Source organism: Microcoleus sp. PH2017_28_MFU_U_A, from assembly GCF_020738035.1.
GTDB lineage: Bacteria > Cyanobacteriota > Cyanobacteriia > Cyanobacteriales > Microcoleaceae > Microcoleus.
Map to the genome: position 1 here is coordinate 1 of NZ_JAEQCX010000094.1, position 21849 is coordinate 21849.

17 protein-coding genes are annotated in these 21849 nt (G+C 44.0%); 12 read left to right on the plus strand and 5 right to left on the minus strand.

All coding sequences use genetic code 11. From position 1 onward, the window contains the following. Positions 1-121: 121 nt before the first annotated feature. The gene (locus JGK14_RS22925; protein ID WP_293176443.1) at positions 122-703 is read right to left on the minus strand and encodes an Npun_F5749 family FMN-dependent PPOX-type flavoprotein; all 582 of its coding nucleotides are present in this window, start codon (positions 701-703) and stop codon (positions 122-124) included. 381 nt (positions 704-1084) lie between these two features. On the opposite strand from JGK14_RS22925, the gene JGK14_RS22930 reads away from it, so the two are divergent. Continuing rightward, the gene (locus tag JGK14_RS22930) at positions 1085-2203 is read left to right on the plus strand and encodes a tocopherol cyclase family protein (protein WP_293176445.1); all 1119 of its coding nucleotides are present in this window, start codon (positions 1085-1087) and stop codon (positions 2201-2203) included. A gap of 179 nt (positions 2204-2382) precedes the next feature. Here the strand turns inward: JGK14_RS22930 and JGK14_RS22935 are convergent, their stop codons facing one another. Further along, the gene (locus JGK14_RS22935) at positions 2383-3102 is read right to left on the minus strand and encodes a pentapeptide repeat-containing protein (protein ID WP_293176447.1); all 720 of its coding nucleotides are present in this window, start codon (positions 3100-3102) and stop codon (positions 2383-2385) included. A 617-nt stretch (positions 3103-3719) separates the two neighbouring features. On the opposite strand from JGK14_RS22935, the gene JGK14_RS22940 reads away from it, so the two are divergent. Beyond that, positions 3720-4433, plus strand: a complete 714-nt coding sequence (locus JGK14_RS22940) for a tetratricopeptide repeat protein (protein ID WP_325315527.1) — start codon at positions 3720-3722, stop codon at positions 4431-4433. 129 nt (positions 4434-4562) lie between these two features. On the opposite strand, the gene JGK14_RS22945 is transcribed toward JGK14_RS22940, so the two are convergent. Beyond that, positions 4563-5918: a peptidylprolyl isomerase gene (locus JGK14_RS22945; protein WP_325315528.1), complete on the minus strand. Its 1356-nt coding sequence runs from the start codon at positions 5916-5918 to the stop codon at positions 4563-4565. Positions 5919-6398: 480 nt separating this feature from the next. On the opposite strand from JGK14_RS22945, the gene JGK14_RS22950 reads away from it, so the two are divergent. Together JGK14_RS22950 and JGK14_RS22955 are read left to right on the plus strand one after the other, a co-directional pair. Then, on the plus strand, positions 6399-7646 hold the full coding sequence (locus tag JGK14_RS22950; protein ID WP_293195860.1) for an RNA-guided endonuclease InsQ/TnpB family protein: 1248 nt from the start codon (positions 6399-6401) through the stop codon (positions 7644-7646). Between the two features lie 79 nt (positions 7647-7725). Further along, the gene (locus JGK14_RS22955; RefSeq protein WP_293176455.1) at positions 7726-8277 is read left to right on the plus strand and encodes a peroxiredoxin; all 552 of its coding nucleotides are present in this window, start codon (positions 7726-7728) and stop codon (positions 8275-8277) included. A 552-nt stretch (positions 8278-8829) separates the two neighbouring features. Here JGK14_RS22955 and JGK14_RS22960 read toward each other — a convergent pair. Next, complete coding sequence (locus tag JGK14_RS22960; protein WP_293176458.1) at positions 8830-9369, minus strand: phosphate-starvation-inducible PsiE family protein; 540 nt, start codon at positions 9367-9369, stop codon at positions 8830-8832. 372 nt (positions 9370-9741) lie between these two features. On the opposite strand from JGK14_RS22960, the gene JGK14_RS22965 reads away from it, so the two are divergent. The 7 genes from JGK14_RS22965 (at position 9742) to JGK14_RS22995 (ending at position 20424) form a co-directional block, all read left to right on the plus strand. After that, complete coding sequence (locus JGK14_RS22965) at positions 9742-10344, plus strand: superoxide dismutase (protein ID WP_293176460.1); 603 nt, start codon at positions 9742-9744, stop codon at positions 10342-10344. A 998-nt stretch (positions 10345-11342) separates the two neighbouring features. Continuing rightward, on the plus strand, positions 11343-15686 hold the full coding sequence (locus JGK14_RS22970) for an amino acid adenylation domain-containing protein (protein WP_293189525.1): 4344 nt from the start codon (positions 11343-11345) through the stop codon (positions 15684-15686). 469 nt (positions 15687-16155) lie between these two features. Next, on the plus strand, positions 16156-16449 hold the full coding sequence (clpS, locus tag JGK14_RS22975) for an ATP-dependent Clp protease adapter ClpS (protein WP_293145351.1): 294 nt from the start codon (positions 16156-16158) through the stop codon (positions 16447-16449). A 1119-nt stretch (positions 16450-17568) separates the two neighbouring features. Then, complete coding sequence (locus JGK14_RS22980; RefSeq protein WP_293145339.1) at positions 17569-18300, plus strand: cytochrome c biogenesis protein CcdA; 732 nt, start codon at positions 17569-17571, stop codon at positions 18298-18300. A gap of 188 nt (positions 18301-18488) precedes the next feature. Next, the gene (locus JGK14_RS22985; RefSeq protein WP_293323835.1) at positions 18489-19895 is read left to right on the plus strand and encodes a cytochrome c biogenesis protein; all 1407 of its coding nucleotides are present in this window, start codon (positions 18489-18491) and stop codon (positions 19893-19895) included. 69 nt (positions 19896-19964) lie between these two features. Next, positions 19965-20159, plus strand: coding sequence for a hypothetical protein (locus tag JGK14_RS22990; protein ID WP_325315529.1), 195 nt, complete (start codon positions 19965-19967; stop codon positions 20157-20159). A 52-nt stretch (positions 20160-20211) separates the two neighbouring features. Then, complete coding sequence (locus JGK14_RS22995) at positions 20212-20424, plus strand: DUF2283 domain-containing protein (RefSeq protein WP_293229200.1); 213 nt, start codon at positions 20212-20214, stop codon at positions 20422-20424. A gap of 157 nt (positions 20425-20581) precedes the next feature. Here JGK14_RS22995 and queF read toward each other — a convergent pair whose 3' ends face one another. After that, positions 20582-21001: a preQ(1) synthase gene (gene queF, locus JGK14_RS23000; RefSeq protein WP_293229197.1), complete on the minus strand. Its 420-nt coding sequence runs from the start codon at positions 20999-21001 to the stop codon at positions 20582-20584. A gap of 145 nt (positions 21002-21146) precedes the next feature. Here queF and JGK14_RS23005 point away from each other — a divergent pair, with 145 nt between their 5' ends. Then, positions 21147-21737 carry a hypothetical protein gene (locus tag JGK14_RS23005; protein WP_293189527.1) on the plus strand — a complete coding sequence of 197 codons (591 nt, stop codon included), beginning with the start codon at positions 21147-21149 and terminating at the stop codon, positions 21735-21737. Positions 21738-21849: the final 112 nt, after the last annotated feature.

Consider the following 21849-nt stretch of genomic DNA (forward strand, 5'->3'; position numbering starts at 1 on the left):
ACCAATAACCAATAACCAATAACCAATAACCAATAACCAATAACCAATAACCAATAACCAATAACCAATAACCAATAACCAATAACTAATAACCAATAACCAATAACTAATGACTTCTTTTTCAGGGATTGACCGATCGCACAAACCAATTGCCATCCCCGTCGCGCCCGTAAAGCGATCGGTTCTGGGGTTCCCCCCGCAACTCCAAAAAATCCACCGTTTCCGGTTCCAACAGCAGCAAGCAAAAACTAGGCAGCGGCTCGATCGCATCTGGGGAAGCACAATCAAAAGCAGTAGCCTCAGCCTTGTCTTTCCCAGGATCGGGCCAACCAAACTGCACCCGCGCCCCCTCAGAAAGCTCCTGCCAAGCTGTGCGGCGGGCTGCGTACAACTCTACATCTGGACAATCTGCCCCTGCCAAAATCAGTTGTCCAGCAATCCGAAATTGTTCCCGAGTTTTAGGGAAATACCAGCAAATCTCCCCCCAAGGATAGAGATTAATTTCCTCTGCCTTTTGACTGCGAATATCTGTAATAAACTTTAACTGGTTGGTGTTTTCCAAAAAGCCTCGAAACACCACAGTGCGGTTAGCAGGACGCCCGTCAGGACGAACCGTTGCTAGTTGCAAGTAGCGGGCATAGGCAAGACTGCGGTTGCGGTGGAGCGATCGCGCTAAGGGCGATCGCCAAAGTGCTAAAGACATAATGAATATCCTATTATATGGGTAATTGGCGATCGGTAGTTGGCAATCAGTAATCGGTAATCGGTAATGTACTAAGCCTGCTTCTTCCTTTTAGTTAATGACCAATGACTAATAGACCTCTTGCAAAAAAGATATATGTTATAATCAGAGGCTTTGAATTAAACATCTCCCATAATTGTGGAACAGGCATCCTGCCTGTTATTCACAGGCTTTTTGGGAGATATCTAATCAACTAAAGCAAAACTTTCCATTATATCAGAAAATTATTTTGCAAGAGGTCTAATGACTAATGCCCTATGCCCTATGCCCTATGCCCAATGACCAATGACCAATGACCAATGACCAATGACCAATGACTCTTGTTTTGCTATTAGTAATATTATGTCAAATACAGCCTCAAAACTCAAAACTATTGAAACTCCCCACAGCGGCTACCACTGGGACGGCAGTTCCCGGCGCTTTTTTGAAGGCTGGTACTACCGAATAACATTACCAATTCACGGACAATCCTTTGCATTCATGTATTCCATAGAAGACCCCAGAGGCGGTCAACCTTACAGCGGCGGTGCCGCCCAAATTCTCGGCCCCAAAGATAGCTATTTGTGCCGCACCTTCCCCGATGTAAATAAGTTTTGGGCGCACCGAGACACATTGGGTTTAGGACATTGGGGCAAAACAGATTTACAAATTAAACCAGAATATTTAGAACCACAAGTATTCGACAGCCGTATCGAAGAAGGCTATCAAGCTACTGCTACTTTGAATCAAGGTTATCTGCACGATCCAGGAACTGGAAATCACTGTTTTTGGCAATACGAAATCAAACCTGTTTACGGCTGGGGAAACTCCGACGAACTCCAAAAATCCACGGCGGGAATGCTATCTTTTTTGCCAGTGTTTGAGCCTGGATGGCAAATTTTAATGGCTCACGGTTTAGCCACGGGTTGGATCGATTGGAACGGCGAACGCTATGAATTTAAAGACGCTCCCGCTTACACCGAAAAAAACTGGGGCGGTGCTTTTCCGCAAAAATGGTTTTGGATAAATTGCAATTGTTTTCAAGGCGAAAGCGATTTAGCATTAACTGCTGGGGGTGGCAAGCGGGGCGTGCTGTGGTGGATGGAATCGGTAGCAATGATTGGCATCCATTACCGAGGCAAATTCTACGAATTTGTGCCTTGGAATTCCCAAGTAACTTGGAATATTGAACCTTGGGGAAGCTGGAAAATGCAGGCGAGAAACAGCCAGTTTGAAGTTGAGTTAAGTGGCAGTACAAAAAGTTCTGGCACCTATGTGCGAACTCCTACAGCCAAGGGTCTGGCTTTTTGCTGCCGCGATACGACGCACGGCGAATTGCGCTTGCAACTGCGAGAATTGTTGGGGGGAAATGTTGAGAAAAATGGCAAGCAGCGCTCTAAAATTATCTTAGAGGCTCAAAGTTCTTTGGCCGGTTTGGAAGTTGGCGGCGGGCCGTGGGATGCAGTTTGGCGATCGAATTAAGTCAGTAGTCATTAGTCATTAGTCATTAGTCATTAGTTAAATGTCTATTAATTACTGACTGCTGAGAACTCACAACTGCCAACTGCCAACTGCCAACTGCCAACTGTCAACTGTCAACTGTCAACTGTCAACTGTCAACTGCCAACTGTCAACTGTCAACTGTCAACTGTATTCAGACTTTACTTTAAATTAAAGCCAATTTCTTCATTATTAATAGAGCCGTCGGGCATTATCGCTCCATTCAGCACCGCACCTCTGAGATTTGCTCCCGTTAAATTAGCGCCTTCTAGATTAGCATTGCTCAGATTTGTGACTTGTTTGGAACCTCGGAAAAAGAAGCTGTGCAAATCAGCATTTGTCAAATTAGTGTCTGCCAGATTAGCATATTGCAAATCAGCACCGTGCAGGGTCGCATCAGTTAAATTAGCTTGGGTGAGATTGCTTCCCCAAAGTCTAGAATCCAACAAATTAGCATCTTGTAAATTGGCGCGACTCAGATTTGCCAAAGTCAGATTAGCATCCCACAATTTTGTGCGGTTGAAATTAGCTTCGGTCAAATTGGCTCGACTGAGATCCGTGCCCAAAATATCAGCATTTGCTAAATTGGCGCTGGTGAGATCTGCGTCAGAAAGGTCAGCATTTTTTAAATTAGCACCGGACAAGTTGGCGCCGCTCAGGTTGGCACCGCTCAAGTTGGCTTCTTGGAGATTAGCTCCTCGCAAATCGGCAGCGCTCAAATCGCATTGCTTCCACAGAAAGCTGACGCACCAATTATCTTTTAATAGCTGACTCAGATCCTCGGCATTCGCGGCAATCACAGGAGGAGTTAAGTAGAGACTAAATAGGGCGATCGCGAATACTGTCGCGAAGAAAGTTTTTAACGTCAGAACTATTTTCATTGACACTAATTGCAATAGATTCTTGATGTGTAATCAGAGCATATCAAAGAATAAGCAACTTTCATCGGCAATATTACTCAAAAATATCAGTGAAATGTCGATCGCCCTTAGCCCAGCCCCCAACTTAACTCGGCGAGTCGCGGGTGAATCCTCTTACCTAGAAAATGGGTTGCTTCACAGATGCGTCGGTGCTAGAGATTTTTTTTCCCTAAACCCTGTATCAGATGCTCGCAAGTGCGATCGGAATTTACTGATAGCATATATTGCGACAATGCAAGAAGCTGTTGCCCATTTAAATTGTATATTTTAATAAACTATTCTCCTCCAGCGTCAAATATTCTCAACCTCTTCCTCTCTCCCTCTTTCTCTGGTGAATCTGGCTAGCAAAAATAAATTGTTCAGTTCGCTTAAAACTACGAAATTTAGCGGTTTATAGACGCAATTATCCTTGGTTGTGACTGGCGTCACGAACTAAACCCAACTGTCATCACACAAATCAATCCCCGAGCATCACCAAATCTCCTCAAACTTATCACCTCCCCGAGAGTACGGATATCACTGTCAGTAGCTGAAAGATGCAAGAAAATTAGAGCATACAGTTAAACACCCGCCCTCCCATGCGTACTATCCCCTTTCTCCCGAGTCAATTAGCTGTCACAACTATTTTCAATTCGATCGAATTTTTGGGATTCGCCAATACTTCAGGTAAAGTATTTTCGGGCGAGCAAGCCCAAGCGCGACAAGAGGCAAATTTAGACGTTAGCACCAAGAAGGTTTACAGTGCAGGTTTAAAAAGTCTCGAACAAAAGGACTTGCACGCTGCGATTAAAAATTTCACCGCCACAATAAACATTAATCCGCAATTCGCACCAGCTTACAACGATCGCGGTGTTGCCCGCTACAGATTAGGCGACAAACAGTCTGCGATCGCCGATTTAACTACCGCCATCGAACTCAATCCCTATCGAGCCAAGTATTACAACAATCGGGCGTTTATGCTAGCTGGCTTAAAAGATCGTGCTGGGGCGATCGCAGATTACAACTCAGCACTGATGCTCAACCCCAATTTGGCTCAAGCTTACTTTAACCGAGGCACTATCCACCTGCAAATGGAAAATTCCCTCGCAGCACTAGCTGATTTTGAATCAGCAATTCGCCTCGATCGCAATTTTGCTAAAGCTTACTTCAACCGAGGAGTGACTAGATATAAATTGAGAGAGGTGCAGGGAGCATTTGAGGATTTTCAGAAAGCAGCAGGGCTATTTAAGCAGCAATCGAGAATGGATTGCTATCAAGATGCTGTCTCTAAACTTAGAAAGTTATGTTATTAATTAAATTTGGCATAAGCCATAAAAAATAGATTGTATAACCAGGGGCTGGCATCTAATAAAAGATATGGATATTGAGCCGAAAAGTATTAGAAATTGGGTCGAGTTGAACTCAACCCAATTCACTTAAAACTACCCAATTCTTAAGGCTGCATCGCCAGTGGGTAGGTCATTAGGACGAGGAACAATCGGAGACAAAGGAATTGCAAAAACTGCATTTCTGACGGAATCGACAGTAGCATTTTTTACAATAGCAGGAGACCCAGCTAAGTTAATTAAAGTATCGCTGCCAGATTGAGTGAATGTGGTATCCGATAACTTTCCTGTCAAAGCAATGCGATCGCCTTCACCTGGTTTAAAATCAAGTATTGTATGATTCGTTGGGAGTAGCAGAATAAAAGGCAGACTCGCAGGATCGACTCCGACCAAAACAAAAGTATCTGCACCACTACCTCCGGTGAGAGTATCGTTGCCTGTATCCCCAATCAAAATATCATTGCCATCGCCACCATTTAAGACATCATTCCCTTGCCCACCCCGTAAAAAGTCGTTACCAGCATCGCCATTAAGAGTATCGTCGCCGAAATTTCCGTTGATAATATCGTTGCCAACACCACCGCTAATTAAGTCGCTACCTTTGCCACCTCTGAGAAAGTCGTCGCCTGCTTCCCCGGTGATAGTGTCGTTGCCTTTGCCGCCGTTGATGGCATCATCAATCGATGAACCGATAATGCGATCGTTGGCGCTACCTCCGCGCACGCCGCTGGGGTTTTGCTGAGAGTCTTGGGCAGTGACTTGATAGTTGTTCGGCGTATTAGGCAAGTTGAGCGATCGCAAAGGCAGATTTACAAAATTGGTATTATTGACAAAACTATTCAACACAGAAGGATTGGTAATAATACTCGAAACCCGACTGGGGACAATCCCTGCAACAACTTTAGCACTCGAAATGCGATCGCCCTGCTGCACCGCATTAACCGTCTCAAAACCTTGAATTACATTGCCAAAAACAGCATAATTGCCATCCAAAAACGGCAAAGCATCCAAAGTAAAATAGAACTGCGAAGAAGCCGTATTTAAACCACTATTAGAACGAGCCATTGCCACCGCCCCTTTCGTGTGAGGCAACTGTGGCTTTTGCGTGACAACTTGGTTGTAAACTGGCTGTGCCGCCCCTTGCGGCTTGATTTCCAAAGGAATAAAACGCGCCTGATTAGTATCCGGATCGATAAAATTACCCGTTCCCAATTGACCCGCCGGAATGCTAGTATCCTTGCTGCGCGGATCGCCCCCTTGCACCACAAAAGGATCCGGCTGGCGCACAACTCGGTGAAACATCACCCCATCGTAGGTGCCACGTTCAACTAAATCAACAAAATTTCCCCCAGTAATCGGCGCATTAGTGCCGTCTACTTCGATCGTCACCGGTTGACCATTAATTACCTGGACTACTGTAACTTTGCCTGTTAACGGGAGTGCAGCGCTCATAAGTAAATTGCTATTTGAGTAAGTGATATTTCGGTTTGATACCAAATCCTGGCTAAATGTTCCCTTTATTTCCTAGCCAGCAGAAGCGGGCATCCTCTGTATAAAAGCGGTTTTAAACACCGAATCATCAAAGGGGTGGGTAACTCAGATTTAGCAAGCACAGCAGAATCCCCACACCATACCTGTACTCAGGTTAGTGTGGGATGAATGCGAGGCAATGAGGAATTGACCGACGAGCAATATTGAACGCAGTTCAATTAGCGATGTCGGTCGGTGACTCATTGCCAATCTTTGATGTTGGCAATGAGTCAATCAGCTCTTCAATGACTTGAGTCATTGTCTTATCGGATTGAACAGCATATAGCCGTAACTTATGGAAACGTCGCTCAGACATCCTTAATCTTAATTGTTTATTTTTCATGTGGCTACACAATGGTTACACAATTATGCTACCATAGTGCTAACAGGAGGTAAAAGCAAATGAGGACGGCATACCAGTACAAATTACGCCCAGGCAAACAACAAGCAATAGAATTAGACAGGTGGTTGTCTATGCTTTGCGCTCAATATAACTATTTGTTGGCAGATAGATTTAACTGGTACGAGCAAAATCGTTGTCCTATCAATGCTTGTCCTCTTGTTTGTCACCTTCCAGAATTACGGGACAATCCCGATTACTACAGTCAAAAGAAAACACTACCTAACCTCAAGAAAACTCATCCTTGGTATGGCGAAATTTACTCGCAGGTTCTTCAGGATATTGTCAAGAGAGTCAAGGTAACTTTTGATAGATTCTTGAAGGGTGACAGTAACGGAAAACGTAGTGGCAGACCAAGATTTAAGTCTCGCAACCACTACAGAACCTTTACCTATCCTCAAATGAAGGATGGATGCTTGCAAAACAATTTAATCAATCTTCCGATGTTTGGAAAAGTTAAGGTTGTTTTGCATCGTTCCATTCCGAATGGTTTCAAAATCAAAACTGCTTCTGTCACTAAAAAAGCTGACGGTTACTATTTAACCCTCAGCCTGGAAGATGCGACAGTGCCAACAATTAAACCAGATTTCAATCCAGATTTAATAACTGGTATCGATGTTGGCTTAAAGGAGTTTTTGACAACTTCTGAGGGTAAAACTGTTGCTATACCTCAACATTATCGCAAATCTCAAAAACGTTTAAAAGTTATTCAGAAGCGTGTTTCCCGTCGTAAAAAAGGAAGCAATCGAAGATTAAAAGCGGTAAAACAGTTGGGCAAGCAGCATAAAAAAGTTGCCGACAAACGTAAAGATTTTCATTTCAAAACTGCTAACAACTTGTTAAAAAAATATGATGTTGTCGCGGTTGAAGATTTGAATGTCAAAGGACTTGCGCGTACATGGTTGGCAAAATCTGTTCTTGATGCCGGATGGTCAAGCTTTCTGTCGATACTGACAAACAAAGCCGAAAATGCTGGTTTGTTGGTTATCCCTGTTAAAGCGTCTGGTACAAGTCAAGATTGTTCTACTTGTGGCGTTAAAGTTCCTAAGAAGCTACATGAGAGATGGCACGACTGCCCCCATTGTGGATGTAGTCTTGACCGCGACCATAATGCAGCAATAAATATCAAAAACAGAGCGGTAGGGCATTCCGTTCTTAAAGCTCAGTTAACGTCCGAAGCAATAGCTGGAGTCGCTGAGAAGCCTACACTGTACTGTACGAGCGTCAGTGTAGGAGTATGTCACTATTAGAAGCAATTCGCGAATTGCCCCTACCCATTTAATCAGAAAACTGTAAACTTGTGTTAAGTACAGTTCTACTTGTTAATTTATGATTTCGCGCCGCAAGTTCTTTAGCACTTTATTGGCAATTTGTCTAGCCCTTCTGAGTTTCAACTTTGCCCCTCCAGCCTTAGCCCTCGGTGGCAAGCTGCCGGCGGTGAATCAAGCCGCACCAGACTTTAGTCTACCGACAAACAGCGGCGACGGGCAAATCTCGCTGTCCGATTATCGCGGTAAATGGCTCGTAGTCTACTTCTATCCCAAAGATTTTACATCCGGTTGTACGATCGAAGCGCGTCGATTCCAGCAAGACTTGCCGAAATACTTAGCAAAAAACACTCAAATCATCGGCATCAGCGCTGATGATATCAACTCCCACGCAGAATTTTGTGATTCTGAAGGTTTGAAATTTCCGCTATTAGCAGATACCGACGGCAAAATAAGTAAAGCTTACGGTTCTTGGATGAGTTTTATCTCTTCCCGGCACAGTTTTATTATTGACCCTGAAGGAATTTTGCGGGAAACATTTGTTAAAGTTAATCCCGCCATTCACTCCAAAGAAGTGTTAGCTCGTTTAGGCGAATTGCAGACTAACAGCTAATATTGTGTCACCTCGAATCACCGCAATCAAATAGGTTCGTAGTGAGGACTTTAGTCCTTCCCCTCTGTTTTCAGAGAACTAAAGTGCTGACTGCGAACCCCAATCAGATAGGTTCGTAGTGAGGACTTTAGTCCTTCCCCTCTATTTTCAGAGAACTAACGTGCTGACGGCGAACCGCAATCAAATAGTTTCATAGTGAGGACTTTAGTCCTTCCCCTCTATTTTCAGAGAACTAATATCAATTCCGGCTGCGCCGGAATGACAAGCGAGGACACGGCAGTGCCGTTTCCCTACCGTGATTAATCGTAGGGACACGGCACTGCCGTGTCCTGATTTCGGGTAATATTAATTCAGATGCAACCGGAATTGATATAAAGTGCTGACGGCGAACCGCAATCAAATAGGTTCGTAGTGAGGACTTTAGTCCTTCCCCTCTATTTTCAGATGACTTTAATCCTCACAACGAAAGTTATCATGGTTATTTTACAAGAGACGATAAATGGTAACCAGACAAGCTGTAGAGCAAATCTAAAATCGCCTGTCTCGCCATACTCAATGAGAATTGAACTTGCTATTTACAGCAACAGGCTCTGAAGAAGATTCCGGCTCTGAAAGATTTCTTTTTCGGCTAGCAAAACGGCGTTCCGGGTCAATTCCCTCAAAAGTTGGCGGCAACCAAACTCGGACTACTAACAACACTCCCAAAACTAGCAAGAATGCGCCTGTTGACAATATTTGAACCCAGGGAGTTTCCAGAACTCCCCGAACTATAACTTCTCGCAGAACAGATACAATACAAACTTCAACCGCCACGCCAATCGAAACGCGCTGCTCTTGCAAGTAAATAATGAGTAGCCGAAACAATTCCACCAAAACCAATAAAAATAGAATGTCGGCCGTCACTTCCTGAAAATTCAAAGGAGGCAGCAGCGAAAAAAACATTTCTCGCAGTTCGAGTACCATGAAACAGAACAAACCAATACACAAAGAAATTACAATTAAGTCTTGAACTGTTTCCAGACCGCTGACTATTAGTTTCAAATTCAACCATTTAGGAGGGGAATTAGTCTGGTTATTTGAACGGTTTTCCATTGACTGCTCCGGGAATCTGTTGGACTTGCTTACAGCTTAAGTTAAATTCAGCTTATATTTGCCCAAAAACAGGTTTAATTTATTTATAACCATCATCAAAATTCTGTCTAGTGACAATTTCCTAGCAACTTTTATTTATCACGCAGGCGGGTTGACTTTTTGCCAAGGTTTGTGCTATGTGAAACCTGATATTAGTAGATTTCGTGAAAAGTAGAGCTCAAAATCCTAAAATGCTGCAACTGAGATAAAATATGAAAATTGTCAATAATTATTTACAACAGCTCGATCAACTCGAGCTAGCGACTAAGGGCTCAAATCATACAAAAGCCGGAAAGTCAACCCAAAAAAGCCACCAAGAGAGGATTGAACACAATGGCATTTACACTCGCACCATTACCCTTCGCCGCTGACGCCCTAGAGTCAGGTCATATGTCGGCCAACACGTTTTCGTTCCACCACGACAAGCACCATGCTGCTTACGTGACCAATCTCAACAAACTGATTGAAGGCACCGAACTAGCCAGCAAATCCCTAGAAGAAATTGTAATGGAATCTGCCAAAGATCCATCCAAAGCCGGCATCTTCAACAATGCAGGTCAAGTTTGGAACCACAATTTCTTTTGGAATTCCCTCAAAGCGGGCGGCGGCGGCACTCCGACAGGAGCTTTAGCTGATAAAATCAATGCCGACTTTGGCAGCTTCGACAAATTCAAAGAAGAATTTAAGGCTGCTGCGACAACTCAGTTCGGCAGCGGCTGGGCTTGGCTGGTTGTGGACAACGGTACTTTGAAAGTTACCAAAACTGCTAACGCTGACACCCCGCTAGCACACGGCCAAACTCCTTTGCTGACTTTGGATGTGTGGGAACACGCTTATTATTTGGATTTCCAAAATCGCCGTCCCGATTACATTGCTAATTTCCTAGACAATTTGGCTAACTGGGATTTCGCAGCAGCAAATTTGGCTGCGGCTTAGTAACATCTGAGTTTTAGAACTGAAGTCCTCACTACGAACTTTTATCGGTTTGTAGTGGGGACTTTAGTTTTTGTTTCCGAGGACTGAAGTTCTCGCTACTAATACCGGTAATGGGTAATTGGTAATTGGTAATTGGTGAGGGGCTTTTAAGCTTTTAACCTGAAAGCTTTTTTCTGATTTCCGACTACTGATTACCAACTATCGATTACCGATTATCCTAATACCATCTTTCAGAAATCGTGCGACATAACAATTGTTGGATTTGTTGATTTTCCCCGATATCTAAGGTGCATCGCCAGTCGAAAAGTCGATTCAATGCCTGGCATTGAAAGAGAGCGACACACTCTGCAAATACAGTCGCATCATTTTTAACAAATGGTATATAGCCTTTCTCAAAAAGATGAGGTATGGCTGACAGCTTACATAAACGCTTAAATCAAGAGCGCCTTCTTCCCAACAACGTCCGCGAATCTTTGTGAGAACCGCTATAACTTAATAGGTTCGCTTAGTCCTGCAAAAGTAATGATGTAATTCGATGTAACCATTTCTATACAAGGATTAAGAATGCGAAAAACATTAATTGTAGACCACTAAGTAGGTCGGCGCTGTAAAATGCAAATATGTAAACGATTGTAAAGTATTCAAATACACATCTAGCAGCACTCGTTAGCCTTGTTTACATATTGTTACATAATAAAGTTTATTTAATCTCGCCTACCTACCTACTTAAATGGATGTAAAAATAGGTGTGGTATTTTAGGTATTTCCACTGCCTTGCACGGTATCTTAACCTGTGGAGATCGAGCCATGTGTGGGAGGGAAGGGATAGTAAAGACCTCCCGACCTCGCAAAATCGGCACTTTTCCCCTTGCTATAGCAATTTTGTTGTAACAGATAGATGTGGGGACAGATAAATGTGTGGACAGATAGATGTCTGGAGAGATATATTTTAAATATTGGGTGCAGAAACTTTTAACATAACTTTGGGAGTCTAGAAAATGACAAAAAATGTATCGGTAGTGATTCCATCTTATAATTGCGCCCAATTTTTACCGGAAGCAATTGAGAGCATTCTGGAACAAAGCTACCCTCCGTTTGAGGTGATCGTAGTAGACGATGGCTCTACTGATGATACGAAAGAAGTCTGCGATCGCTACCCGAAAGTAACATACGTCTATCAAAATAACCAAGGTGTGGCGGCTGCACGCAATACTGGTCTGCGGGTTAGTACGGGAGAGTATATTCTTTTCCTGGATAGTGATGATTGCCTGTTACCTGAAGCGATCGAGATTGGAGTCAAGCATCTCAACGCCCTGCCAGAGGTGGGCTTTGTCTTTGGTCGTTATTTCTTCTATTCCATTCAACCTGATGGCTCCTACAAAGTAGAAGAGAAATATGAGAATCAGCCTGAAGTTGCTAATTATGAAACTATTTTAGCTATCCGGCATAGGATTCAATGCGGTTGTATTATGTTTCGCCGTGCTGCCCTCGATACTGTCGCCATTGAGTCTATCGGTGCATTTGATCCAAGTGTATTAGCGATCGAAGATTACAATTTATGTTTGCGAATTGCCCGTAATTTTCCTGTCTATTTCCACGGTGAAGTCGTTTCTCAATATCGCTACACTGGCAATAATATATCCAGTAAATCGACCTACTTTCTGATCCATGCAATTCGAGATCATTCTCAGCAATGGAGTTACGTTGAACAAACTAAAAAAGAAGAATATCTAGTTGCCTATGAAGAAGGAAAAAAACACTGGACTAAGCTTTTTGGCGATCGATTGCCTTACGAAATCCAGAAATATATACGAGCTAAAGAATGGGTTGCAGCCTTGGGGATCCTGAGATTAATCTTGTATTACGATCCCAAATTCCAATCTATCGATCGGGCAATCTACGAAACATCCTATGCAACTCTGATGTCAGAGGTACGAAAGCTCCCCCTTCAAGACTCCTTAGCCTATTGGAAAAAACAACTTGCTGGAGCCCCTCCTTTATTACCCCTACCCACTGACCGACCGCGCCCCCCAGAGCAATCCTTTCGGGAAGCTTCTCTGTCTTTTGGCATTTCTGGGGAAATCGCGACTGCCTTAGGTATATTGGCCGAGCAGGAAGGGGTCACTCTCTCAACAACCCTGTTAGCCGCCTTTAATATTTTGCTGTATCGCTATACAGGTACAGAAGACGTGATTGTTGGCTCCCCTTTTGTGAGCCGTGTGAATTCAGAAAATTTTGTGAATGCTGTCCCCCTTCGTACAGATATGTCCGGCAATCCCACGTTCCTAGAGTTTCTGGGACGAGTGCGGAAAGTCGTTTTGTTAGCGCAAGCCTATCAAGATGTACCCTATTGTTTGTTGGTCGATCAATTTTGTCCCGAGATCGATTTGAGCTATTCTCCTCTGTTTCAAGTGACCTTTGTCTTTGAGGAAAATATTCCCTTCCAAACGATCGATCTGTCAAAATTAACAGCAAGTCCTTGGGTGATTGAAAATAACGAAGGGAAGTTTGACTTAACTTTGTACTTAAAACCAACCAGCGAAGGATTGGAGGGGAGTTGGTCTTACAGCAGGGATTTGTTTGATGCAGAAACCATTGAACGAATGAACGAGCATTTCCAGATTTTGTTGGCTGGGATTGTGGCTCATGCAGAACAACCGATTTCTGCATTGCCGTTGTTGCCAGACAAAGAGAAAAATTTGTTGCTTGTGGAATGGAATCAGACTCAAACAGATGAGTCACAAGATCGATGCCTCCACCACTTAGTGACTCAACAAGCAGAAGCAACTCCAGAGAAAATTGCGGTTTCCTTTGAAGGTCAAACATTAACTTACCAAGAACTGCATCAACGCTCCAATCAACTAGCCCACTATTTACAAAAAAAAGGGGTAAAACCAGATGATTTAGTTGGCATTTGTGTCGATCGTTCTCTGGAAATGCTGGTGGGATTATTAGGTGTGCTGAAGGCGGGCGGAGCCTATGTTCCCATAGACCCGAACTACCCGGACGATCGCGTGGAATACATGATCGAGAATTCCGAAGCCAAACTATTGTTAACACAACAGCAGCTTGTCAAGAACCTGCCTACCAAAGCAGCCAAAGAAGCATTGGTCATCTGTTTGGATGCGGATTGGTCTCTCATTGCCCAAGAGAGTCAGGAAACACCGATCGCAAGTGTTACGCCAGAAAATATGGCCTACGTCATTTACACGTCTGGTTCTACGGGTAAGCCCAAAGGCGTACAAGTTCTTCACCGCGGCGCAGTCAATTTTTTACGTTCGATGCGCGAGCAACCGGGAATCTGTGAGGCGGATATTTTGCTGTCTGTCACCACTCTCTCGTTTGATATTGCAGTCTTAGAACTGTACTTACCCCTGACTGTGGGAGCGCAGGTTGTCATCCTGAGTCGGGAAGCTGCCATGGATGGCAGAAAGTTATTAAGGACGATCGTCCAATTGGGGATTACGATCCTGCAAGCTACCCCAGCGACTTGGCGATTATTATTGCTGGAACCGGGTTGGGAAGGTCAGTCCCGGATGAAAATGCTCTCCGGTGGGGAAGCCATGCCCAAAGAATTGGCTGCCCAATTGTTAACCAAAGGTACAGAACTTTGGAATATGTACGGGCCGACAGAAACAACAGTTTGGTCAACGGTTTATCAAGTCAAAGATGCCGAACAGCGAATTTTAATTGGTAAGCCGATCGCCAACACCGATATCTACATCTTAGATCCTCTCCTGCAACCCGTTCCCATTGGGGTGGCTGGGGAATTACATATTGGTGGTTCAGGATTAGCCCGGGGCTATTTGCAGCGTGACGATTTAACCACAGAGAGATTTATTCCTAATCCATTTCGGGAAAGCGAACGAATCTACAAGACGGGGGACTTAGCGCGTTATTTGCCAGATGGAAATATTGAGTGTTTGGGTCGCCTAGATTTTCAAGTCAAAATTCGCGGTTTTCGGATCGAACTCGGTGAAATCGAGTCTGTTTTGGTCAAACATCCCAAGGTGCAGCAGGCAGTGGTCATCGTCAGGGAAGATGTTCCAGGCGACAAGCGTCTAGTGGGTTATATTGTCGCCCTCAACAATCAGAACCCCACCATCCAAGAACTGCGAAGTCTGCTCAAAGACTACGTACCAGAATATATGGTGCCGTCTATCTTTGTTTTCTTGGAAGCTCTACCCCTAACACCTAATGGTAAGGTCGATCGTAAAGCTCTACCCGTACCCGAACAATCTCGCGAAGCAAAACCAGTCGAATCCGCCACACCCAATCCTCCCGCTCCCTCCGAGACGACAAATAAAGTACAGCAAGAAAAGCCAAGAGAATTGGCCCGTCCCCAGGATGATTTGGAAATTCAACTCATCAAGATTTGGGAAAAAGTATTGCATACTTCACCCATCAGTACCACAGATAATTTTTTCGAGTTGGGAGGACATTCCCTATTAGCGATATCGCTAATTCGTGAAATAGAGGAAACCTACAAGAAAGAGCTATCTTTAGCTATTCTTTTCCAATCACCAACGATTCAGCAGTTGGCTAACACCCTTCGCGAAGAAGGATGTTTGTCTTCTGCACAGGCTTTAGTCACGATTCAGGAAGGCAGTTCCAAACTACCTTTATTCTTCATTTACGGCATATTTCTTTACTATGATTTGTCAAGACACCTCGGCAAAGACCAGACCTGTTATGGAGTTTATCTCAACGAGGAAGTCAGTATGTTCCAAAAGGATAAACTTGACAAATCACCAACGGATTTAGTGAGTGTTGCAGATATGGCAACTCGCTATCTCAAAGAAATCCAAAAACATCAACCTAAAGGGCCTTACCTCCTAGCGGGTGAGTCATTAGGTGGCTTAGTAGCCTTTGAAATGGCACATCTACTTCATTTACAGGGTGAGGAGGTAGCTTTACTGGGTCTTTTGGATAGTGCGATTCCAGGAAAAAACAAACTGTCATTCAGCCAGAAGCTGGCTTTTCATCTCAAAAAGCTGCGCCAACAAGGGCTTCCCTATTTGTTAAAAAAGATCCTAAAATCGAAGACTAAATCGACTTCTGGCATGATGATTAATAATCATAAGGTAGATCCTGGAGTAGAGTTTCGGAATTACGCTTTCAACAGTTACAAGCCACAACCTTATCCAGGCAGGGCGGTTTTGTTCCGAGCGAAGGATGAAAGTCACTTTAGCACTTTGGAAAACTGGAAGGATCTGGCAGTTGGAGGATTAGACATATATGATATCCCTGGAGATCATCTAAGTATTCTTCAAGAACCCAATGTCCCTGTCTTGGCCGAAAAAATGAAAGTGCATATCGATCGAGCCTTAGCAAAACTTTAGGCTGTTGAGTTGAACGACTTATAAAAGCGATTCAACAGGCTATGACAGATCGAACAATGCGTCAAAGCGTCGCCAATCTGGCGGCGCAAATCCAATCTGAAAATGGTATTTTGCCAATGCAGTTGCTATCGTACAGGAAATCTAAAATCCTGATACTGTTTGCGAATAACCGGTATTTTAGTGGAGGAATTCAAAAGGGAGCATCTCTTTTTTGAAAAAATTAATTATTATAGTGCGCCCTGTCGCGAGCTCGCGAGTGCTGCAATACTCGCTCTTCGGGGATAGCACTATAGTAAATGCAAAACTGAGATGCTCCCATTCAAAATCCCGTAAGTCATTCCCGAATCTAAAATCTAAAATCCGCGAAGGGGACAGTAAGTGCCGAGTTCGGTTCAGAAATCTCAAATTGTGTTATAGTGCTATCGGTAACTCTTTTACAAATTTTGTAGTTTCAGTGGCTGTTCGCGCGATGACCTCTTCACCAACCATAGCACCCGTTCGATCGAGTCAAGTTACCCGCAAGCCTTATCCAAATTATCGGGTAATAGTCCTCAACGACGATTTCAACACGTTTCAGCACGTTGTGGAATGTCTGACTAAGTACATTCCAGGCATGACGAGCGATCGAGCTTGGAAACTCGCCGACCAAATCCACAACGAAGGCCAGGCCACCGTCTGGGTTGGCCCGCAAGAGCAAGCAGAACTTTATCATATGCAATTGAGCCGTGCTGGGCTGACAATGGCTCCCCTAGAGTCTACTTAACTGCTATTGGCAATCCTGGACGCATTTTAACCAAAATCTCTCCTGGGCTAGCCGTGCGATGAAAGCAATCTCAGCCTCAAAGAGATTGCTTTCATCGTATTGCACCTCAGACAAGGAATCTTGGTGTTGGTGCTGATTTACCAACTCAAATTGTTGATATTTTAGGATTTACACGCGCGGGTGAGAAACCCGGTTTCTTCTTAAATACTGCGCTTCCACACCAATATTTCTCGCACAAACCGGGTTTAGAAGAGCGTTTAGTGTATTTATCTACTTAAATTTTTAAGACCACACTTTGGTTAATACATATAGCCTTTCTTAGAAAGATGAGGTATGACTATAAATGGAGTTTTTAATGCGACCTCGCTTACTATATAATAAATATAAGAGCGCTCGCATCCCAACAACGTACCTCACTTTTTTGAGAACCACTATAGATCTACAGGCTGATTTAAACCCAGAACTTATTGGAGTCCGCTTAGCTAAATTTGAAACCTGCCAAAATGGCAACATGACTCTATCTTGATGATTTAGATTATTGGAAAAGGTGAATAATCTTGCAATCACTTAGGAATGAGAATTAAATAACTTACAAATTGATGGTTTTTGTGGGATGGGCGTCCCGCCCGTCCTCTCATGACTGGCGGGACGCCCATCCCACAAATATGTATAAATTATTTAATTCGCGATGCTTATTGGGCTGGAATTGCCAAAGTCCTTTGAATCAAATTTTCGGACGGGTTCGTCTGTCCATCCCACAAGAAAAAAAAATTGTGGATGGGCTGGCGAACCCGTCCTAGCTATTTTTGCAACAAGTCTATTATCGCAGTTGACGATCGCCCGCGAGCACTCTCAATCAGGCGATCGCGCTCACATCTCAAATCTTGAACCGAAGCGACCCGAATCTGTTACAATTTTCAACATAGCCAGAACATCACACTCGCCGGAACTCACTTGCATAGGGATATAAGCCCCGACTTAAGTCGTGGAGAACCGAAAAAATAGATATTTAGTTGAATATCCCAGATTCATCTGTAGAGTCAATCTAAAATCTAAAATCTCAATTCGATGACACCGGAGTCAATCTAAAATCTAAAATCTAAAATCTAAAATCGACCGATGGAAACCCTGCAAACCCAACTTTATCAACTCGCACAATTTGCTAATAATTTAGTCAACACTCAACTGACACACCTGAGTTTAGTCAGTGTCGGAGTGATTTTTCTGGCAGGGTTGCTAACGAGCTTGACGCCCTGTATGCTTTCCATGTTGCCGATCACGATCGGCTACATCGGCGGATACGAAGCAAAAAGCCGCCTGCAAGCTGCTGCCCAGTCGGCATGGTTTGCCCTGGGATTGGCGACAACTCTTGCGGGTTTAGGCATTGTAGCATCATTTGCTGGTCAAGTTTATGGCAAAATTGGTCTGGGTTTGCCGATCGTTGTCAGCATCATCGCGATTTTAATGGGGCTGAATTTACTGGAAGCCTTACCCTTACAAATGCCGTCTTTTGACGCTGTGGGCTGGGTTCCGAAAGATTTGCCTGCGGGCGTGCGATCGTACTTATTAGGCTTAACTTTTGGTTTAGTAGCTTCTCCGTGCAGCACGCCGGTTTTAGCTACCCTTTTAGCTTGGGTTTCCAAAACTGGAGATCTAGTTTTAGGCGGTGTGTTGCTGCTGTTTTACGCTGCGGGCTACGTGGCTCCGCTGATTGTAGCAGGTACTTTTACCGCGAGCATTAAAAAGTTGTTAGAATTGCGCCGTTGGTCGAGTTGGATTACGCCTGTTAGTGGCGTTTTATTAGTAGGATTTGGCGTGTTTTCTCTGCTTTCCCGCATTCTTCCCGCCTAAAATTCGCAGTAAAATTCGTAGTAAGGTTCGTAGTAAGGACTTCAGTCCTTTAAGAATTACCGAAAACAATACAAAATTGAAGGATACAGAGAATTAATTAATTGTGATTGGTAGTGTGTTACCCAATTACCAATTACCAATTACCAATTACCAATTACCAATTACCAATTACCAATTACCAATTTCCAATGATATCAAAAGAAGTATTTCTATCTAAAATATCAGACTGGGCGACTGCGCCTCTAAAGTTTTTCAAGCGAGAACTTTTGCCAGTGCTGGCAGATTTGCGGCTGGCAATTATCTTGCTGCTGGCGATCGCATTTTTCAGCATTTCCGGCACCGTCATCGAACAAGGTCAATCTGTAGAATTTTACCAATCCAACTATCCAGAACACCCGGCTTTGTTCGGCTTCCTAACTTGGAAAGTTGTGCTGATTTCAGGACTTGACCACGTATACCGCACTTGGTGGTTTTTGTCAATCCTAATTTTGTTCGGCAGCAGCTTGACAGCTTGCACTTTTACCCGACAATTTCCTGCCCTAAAAGCCGCCCGCCGCTGGAAATTTTATGAAGAACCGAAGCAGTTTGAAAAATTAGCTCTCAGTGCGGAATTAGAAACAAGTTCTTTGAGTTCGTTAGAACAACTTTTGCAGCAAAAAAATTACCGCATATTTCGAGAAGGTGAAAAAGTTTATGCTCGCAAGGGCATAATTGGTAAAATCGGCCCGATTATTGTTCACGCGAGTATGCTAATTATTTTAGCTGGGTCGATGTTTGGCTCGATGACTGGATTTATGGGTCAAGAATTGGTTCCTAGCGGTGAAACGTTTCGGGTGCAGAATATCACTGATGCTGGGCCTTGGGCGGGGCCGCAAATACCGAAGGATTGGTCGGTGCGCGTGAATCGGTTCTGGATCGATTATAGTCCGAGCGGGGCGATCGACCAATTTTACTCGGATCTGTCAGTTTTGGACAAAACAGGCCAAGAGGTCGATCGTAAAACAATTCACGTTAACGAGCCCCTCAGATACCGGGGAGTCACCTTTTATCAAGCAGATTGGAGCCTAGCCGCTGTCCGAGTTCGCCTCAACAAAAGCCCGGTTTTACAATTGCCAATGGCTCAGTTAGATACCCAAGGTAAAGGCCGAATTTGGGGTGCTTGGATTCCGACAAAACCAGATTTGAGTGCAGGAGTTTCTCTGCTAGCAAAGGACTTGCAAGGTACAATGTTAGTCTACGGTACTGATGGCAAATTGTTAACTACTGTTCGCGCCGGTACAGCAGTTGAAGTTAACGGAGTGATGCTGGCAATTGATGAAGTTGTTGGCAGCACGGGATTGCAAATTAAAGCCGATCCAGGAATTCCGCTCGTTTATACTGGCTTTGGGTTGCTAATGCTCAGCGTGATGATGAGCTATCTGTCTCACTCGCAGATTTGGGCTTTGGAAAAAAATGGCAAGCTATACGTCGGCGGGCGCACTAATCGCGCTCAGGTGATATTTGAACGAGAAGTTGTGGAGATTTTGGACAAGTTGGCAGAATTGAAAACAGCAGAGACCAAAAGTGCGATTACTGAGACTTCTCTAGCTAATTAAAACTAATTGTAGGGTGGGCAATGCCCATCTTACATCCGGGTAAAAACGATAATTAAACAGGAAATAAAGGTGATAAAAAGGATTGAATTCAGTCAACACGCCTTACTAAAAATAGAAATTCTAGAAAGTCGCGGGGTGACAATATCAACAGATTTGATTTCGGAAACTATTAGAACTCCTAGTAAGTTAGAAGCAAGTGGTGAAGGAAAGTTTATTTGTCAACAAAGATTGAATGGACTTGTCCTGAGAGTGGTTTACCAATAATATAATGATAAAATTTTAGTAATTACTGCTTATCCGGGTAAGAGGTCAAGATATGAAAAAGATTAGATACAGCCAAGATGTAGATGCGATGCTGATCGAAATTTCCGTAGCTTGCGGGGCGGAACGCCATCGCCCGATCGCCTATGCCGAAGATGAAGGGCAAATGATTCTGCACTATTCTAGCAGCGGAGAACTGGTATTGATCGAAATATTAGATGTGAAACAATTTATCTCCTTAGAATCTCTCTCCGAAGCAATTAAGTAGGGTGTTCTACTCTAGCGTTATTTTCGATCCAAACCAACAATCTCACTGACGCACCGAAAGCAAAAAACGGTGCGTCAGAATCATGCTTTCGGTGCTGATTGAGAATCTCAAGGACGCCCCTACCGCAATCAGTACCAGCCGCAGAAGACTCAACCTTCTACTTCTCGTGCCGCACCTCAACCACAGTGTGCACGTTCCCCCGCGGCAGAAAATCGCCCTTAATCGTCACGTACAGCGGCGCGCAAGCTGCGACAAAATCATCTAAAATTTGATTGATCGATTCTTCGTGAGAAATGTAGCGATCGCGATAACTGTTGACGTAGAGCTTCAGCGCCTTCAACTCGACCACCCGCTCGTCGGGCACGTAAGTAACATGAATCGCCGCAAAATCTGGATAGCCTGAAAACGGACACTTGCAAGTAAACTCCGGCAAGGTAATGTTAATCGTATAGCGCCGCCCGACTCGCGGGTTCGGGAAAGTAATTAACTCTCCTTCCAAAATCTCGCGTTCGCCGTATTTCATTTCCTCGGTACTTGACTTTTGCGACATACTTTGTGCAGTTGGGTGGTTGTTCATAGCGATCGACTGAAAACTTCTAAGATTTAATTAAACTCACTCTCAAAATCTGTAACAAATATCTTGACGAATTGTGTTGCGATCGATCTAATTGCAAATACTCTCAGGCTAAACTTAAAAAAGTTCACCCTCGCCATCTACAATTATGCAAAATACTACCTTATCTGACAATACGAACCCTGAAAACTCAAATAGTTACTCTCCATCGGTACCGATTTCCCTCTATCGAGAAGTCACGGCGGAATTGCAAGCAGCCCAAGCGATGCTCGACTCCCTCAAAACCCACAACCAGCAATTAGTTCAACAAAATCAACAACTGCGGCGAGAAGTAGAAACAGTAGTTCAAGTATCCCAGCAGCTACAACAAGTAGTCAACTCGGCTCAGAACGTCACCCAGACTGGGATGCCTCAAATGCCCTCAGTCAAATTCAATTTCAGCGTTGAACCGGAGCCCCCAGCACCTGTAACCTCGCGGACTAGCTCTGCCGTACCTCAACCACCTCAGAAAGTGGCTTTCCCCTTCCCTCTACCGGAGCCAACAGCCCCTCCCATGCCGGATACACTGCCAGAAAAATTATTTGCAGAGGTGCCGGAAACTCCTTACCGCATTCGCTCTCAACCCAAAAAAGCCTCAGACTTAAGTGGATTGTGGTTGGCGATCGCCATTTTTCTGATTGTTATTGCTGCCTTCGGTGCAGGTTATTTAGTTGTTCGCCCTTTGTTAAAGGGAAAGTGACACTCCGCGTCCTAAACGCGTGGGGATTCTTGGTTCCGGCGTTGCTTAATCAGGGTATGAAAAAAAATAAGTTAAAAATCCCCAAGCTTTGTCGATAGTGGTTTCTATGACT

Bases quoted from the DNA above. Each gene is read 5' to 3' on its own strand.
- JGK14_RS22930 (WP_293176445.1), top strand. From the start codon at position 1,085: ATGTCAAATACAGCCTCAAAACTCAAAACTATTGAAACTCCCCACAGC.
- JGK14_RS22945 (WP_325315528.1), bottom strand. From the start codon at position 5,918: ATGAGCGCTGCACTCCCGTTAACAGGCAAAGTTACAGTAGTCCAGGTA.
- clpS (WP_293145351.1), top strand. From the start codon at position 16,156: ATGACCTCTTCACCAACCATAGCACCCGTTCGATCGAGTCAAGTTACC.
- JGK14_RS22960 (WP_293176458.1), bottom strand. From the start codon at position 9,369: ATGGAAAACCGTTCAAATAACCAGACTAATTCCCCTCCTAAATGGTTG.
- JGK14_RS22950 (WP_293195860.1), top strand. From the start codon at position 6,399: ATGAGGACGGCATACCAGTACAAATTACGCCCAGGCAAACAACAAGCA.
- JGK14_RS23005 (WP_293189527.1), top strand. From the start codon at position 21,147: ATGCAAAATACTACCTTATCTGACAATACGAACCCTGAAAACTCAAAT.
- JGK14_RS22925 (WP_293176443.1), bottom strand. From the start codon at position 703: ATGTCTTTAGCACTTTGGCGATCGCCCTTAGCGCGATCGCTCCACCGC.
- JGK14_RS22995 (WP_293229200.1), top strand. From the start codon at position 20,212: ATGAAAAAGATTAGATACAGCCAAGATGTAGATGCGATGCTGATCGAA.
- JGK14_RS22935 (WP_293176447.1), bottom strand. From the start codon at position 3,102: ATGAAAATAGTTCTGACGTTAAAAACTTTCTTCGCGACAGTATTCGCG.
- JGK14_RS22985 (WP_293323835.1), top strand. From the start codon at position 18,489: ATGATATCAAAAGAAGTATTTCTATCTAAAATATCAGACTGGGCGACT.
- JGK14_RS22955 (WP_293176455.1), top strand. From the start codon at position 7,726: ATGATTTCGCGCCGCAAGTTCTTTAGCACTTTATTGGCAATTTGTCTA.
- queF (WP_293229197.1), bottom strand. From the start codon at position 21,001: ATGAACAACCACCCAACTGCACAAAGTATGTCGCAAAAGTCAAGTACC.
- JGK14_RS22970 (WP_293189525.1), top strand. From the start codon at position 11,343: ATGACAAAAAATGTATCGGTAGTGATTCCATCTTATAATTGCGCCCAA.
- JGK14_RS22940 (WP_325315527.1), top strand. From the start codon at position 3,720: ATGCGTACTATCCCCTTTCTCCCGAGTCAATTAGCTGTCACAACTATT.
- JGK14_RS22965 (WP_293176460.1), top strand. From the start codon at position 9,742: ATGGCATTTACACTCGCACCATTACCCTTCGCCGCTGACGCCCTAGAG.
- JGK14_RS22980 (WP_293145339.1), top strand. From the start codon at position 17,569: ATGGAAACCCTGCAAACCCAACTTTATCAACTCGCACAATTTGCTAAT.